The organism is Pedobacter sp. 01T416_2, from assembly GCF_056398925.1.
The window spans coordinates 1-3,063 of the sequence record NZ_JBFTQI010000711.1 but is presented as its reverse complement, the minus strand read 5'-3'; the positions used below and the strand labels follow the sequence as shown (position 1 = coordinate 3,063).

Below are 3,063 nucleotides of genomic sequence, written 5' to 3'. Positions count from 1 at the left end.
CCACTTGGTGGTGCAAAAAAGGTGATTTGCTCTTTGTCAACCACATCAGTCATCCCAGCTAATTGTATCACCCTTAGGGTACTATCAAAAAATACCGGCTTAGATTTTAAGTACTGTAAAATTGTACCATCAAACTTAGCTTCATGTGTACCACTATCGAAATAATATTTTTTGCAGCTACCAAATACCACTAATGCAGCAGCTAACATTAAAAAAACAATTTTATTTGTATGTTTCATTTTCATATCTATTAATTCCAAAAATTATTTCCAACCAATTTCGGATTAGCCAAACGCTCTGCAGAAGAAATAGCTAATGGCCATGTCCATGCACCAGCATTGAAATCTGTTACCGTAATCGGGTTACTTGAATAATCTGCGTCTAAAATTCTTTTGGTACGCACCGCATCAAAAAAGAATTGTCCTTCGCCGATTAGCTCACGGCATCTCTCAAAATAGAGGTCTTTTTTAAGCTCCTCGCCATTAGTAATCAATAAAGGTGCACCTGCCATTACCCTTACCTGGTTAGCGAAATCTCTAGCTTGGCTATCATTATCTAATTCTGCAGCAGCTTGTGCAGCCAATAAAATCATATCTGGTAACCTAAAAATAATGGCACTATCATCGCTATTTATTGTTAAAGTAGACCCAGAACCCGTAGCATAATTGTTAATGTATTTTTTAAACTGGAAAGAGTTGTTATCCGAATCGTAATTCGCAAACCAGGTAGCTAACCTTGCGTCTGCCACACCTGCCGGAAAAAGCTTAGTGATGTAACTTTTCCTATAATTCATCCTACTAGTGGAAGTAGAGACACCACCATAATATGGGTAGTGAGCAAAGAAATAACCATACAAAGCATTTTGGTTAAAATTTTCACCGTAGTTAAAATCTTGCAAAATAATGAACAGATTCTCAGAAGAACGACCTTTGAATATCCTTTTTGTATTTTCTGTAGTTATAGGTAACAACTGATAATCAGTATAAGTAGCCAATTCATTAGCCAAAGCAATAGTAGCAGTATAATAAGGTTTTTTATCTGTGTTATCCCAAGCGGCAGCCCACATATTTAGATGCATCAATAAAGCAATAGCGCTTCCTCTAGTAGGTCTTATACCAATTTTAGATGGATCAGCATTGGTTACTGGCAAATCATTTTTTACAGCTTCCATATCCGCGATACATTTTTTCAATACCGTTACTTGGTCCGTTCTGGCTAAAGACGTGCTATGGTAAGCATCAGTATAGTAAATGGCATCCCCAAAAAGTTTGCAGATGAACATATAGCTTAAGTTACGTAAAAATACCGCCTCAGCCTTATAGTTTTTTCGCTCTGTTTCAGACAGTTCGCTACTTGGCACCTTATCTATTTCTTGGTACATGATATTTGAAGCAGCAATCACATCATACCAAACTTTCCAATTTTGCATGCTATTAAACGCAGCGCTAGGAACTAGCTTCATGTTGTTTGCAATTAGGTTATTGTAATCGGCACCTGCATTACCGGAAACAAAATTACCCCTCATCTCTAATGCTGGTAAAAAAGGACCATCACCAACTTTATCTCTCAATCGAGTATAAATTCCATTGGTAAAGCCTTCCACATCAGTTTTGGTTTTCCAAAAATTGTTACCAGATAGGGCATCAATTGGCGTTACGTTTAGGAATTTTTTACAACCTGGTGTTATCAAACAAAACACCATTGCCAACAATAAATATTTTATATTCTTCATTTTCAWCGTTTAAAAGATTAAAATTCTATGTTTAAACCAACTGCAAATTGTTTAGCCAAAGGATATCCACCTGGATAATCCCTACCTAAAGTTGTTACGTTTTCTGGGTTAGGCCCAGAATAATTGGTGATAAAACCTAAGTTAGAGGCGGTGGCATTTACACTCACCCTATTCATGCCATATTTATTTGTAAGTTTTTGTGGCAGCGTGTAATAAACCTTTACTGAGTTTAATTTGAAGTACGAACCGTCTTCTTGAAACAAGGTTTGAGAATACCTAAAAGGGTTGATGATGGACGACCTAATAAAATCTAAGGGATTACCATAGGCAGCTACATCTCCTTGGGCAGCCCAAACACTATATTGAGACAATGGCACCAAATTGCCCATTGTAGTAGGGGTACCAAAGTTTGCAAATTGTGCAGCCAAACTATTGTTTAAAATATCACGTTGTAAAGTAAAGGAAGTGTTGATCTCTAAACTCCAGCTTTTATATTGTAACAAGGTATTAAAACCACCAGTTATCTGGGGTTGGGAGTTACCTGCAATTACTTTATCATTTTCATCCAATACATAATTACCATCTAAATCGGTAAAAACAGGGTCACCAGCTCTAAAATAATTTAAGATATTCTTAGCACCTACACGATAAGGTAACCCAGTTAATGGATCTACAGGCACTTGTCTGTTAGTAGCATAAACCCCTTTGGTATTATACAAATAATTGGATAATGAGTTTAAACCTAGACGATAATAAGTATCTTGATCTTGAGTTGCTACATCATCATAAATCTTTTCACGTAAACCATCAGGCAACTGCGCCAAAACCTCTCTGTTAATTGCCAATGTTGCAGTTAAACTTAATTTAAAAGGGCTAGATGCATTTAAAGGGCGACCGGTAACCATAAACTCCCAACCATAATTTACATTACTAATTTGTGTATCTGAAATACCGTTAAATGAGGTTGTTGTAGACAGCTGCTTAGTCTTTAAAATATTATCAGTTTGTTTGTAATAAGTATCAAATATTAACGAAAATCTGTTATTAAACAAACCAAGGTCAAAACCTGCGTTATAGGTGGTAGCTTTGGTTGGTTCTAAACTTAAGTTAGGTAACAAAGAGGTATCTAGAATAACTGATTTAGTGTTATTATAATTATCGCCACCATAGTACATACCATAAGCATCATAAATACCACCATTTGGTGTAATGTTAGAGCCATAACTTAAACGGAAATCTCCATAATCAAGCCATTTAAGTTTTGATAAAAAGTCTTCCTTGTTAAAATTCCATTTTACCGAAATTGCTGGATTTTTCTTGTAGCCAGAATT

Annotated in this window: 2 protein-coding genes and 1 pseudogene; all 3 read right to left on the bottom strand. The window is 35.9% G+C overall.

Going from position 1 to position 3,063, the window contains the following annotated elements; all coding sequences use genetic code 11:
* Nucleotides 1–239, bottom strand: a pseudogene (locus AC1DPQ_RS22890) (fasciclin domain-containing protein); the annotation flags it as partial.
* 11 nt (nucleotides 240–250) lie between these two features.
* A complete protein-coding gene (locus AC1DPQ_RS22885; RefSeq protein WP_477584543.1) occupies nucleotides 251–1,732 on the bottom strand; it encodes a RagB/SusD family nutrient uptake outer membrane protein in 1,482 nt (493 codons plus the stop codon).
* A gap of 17 nt (nucleotides 1,733–1,749) precedes the next feature.
* On the bottom strand, nucleotides 1,750–3,063 hold a 1,314-nt coding region (locus AC1DPQ_RS22880), incomplete at its 5' end, for a SusC/RagA family TonB-linked outer membrane protein (RefSeq protein ID WP_477610977.1).

Excerpts from the sequence above, each read along its gene's own strand:
- AC1DPQ_RS22885 (WP_477584543.1), bottom strand. The coding sequence starts at position 1,732 with ATGAAGAATATAAAATATTTATTGTTGGCAATGGTGTTTTGTTTGATA.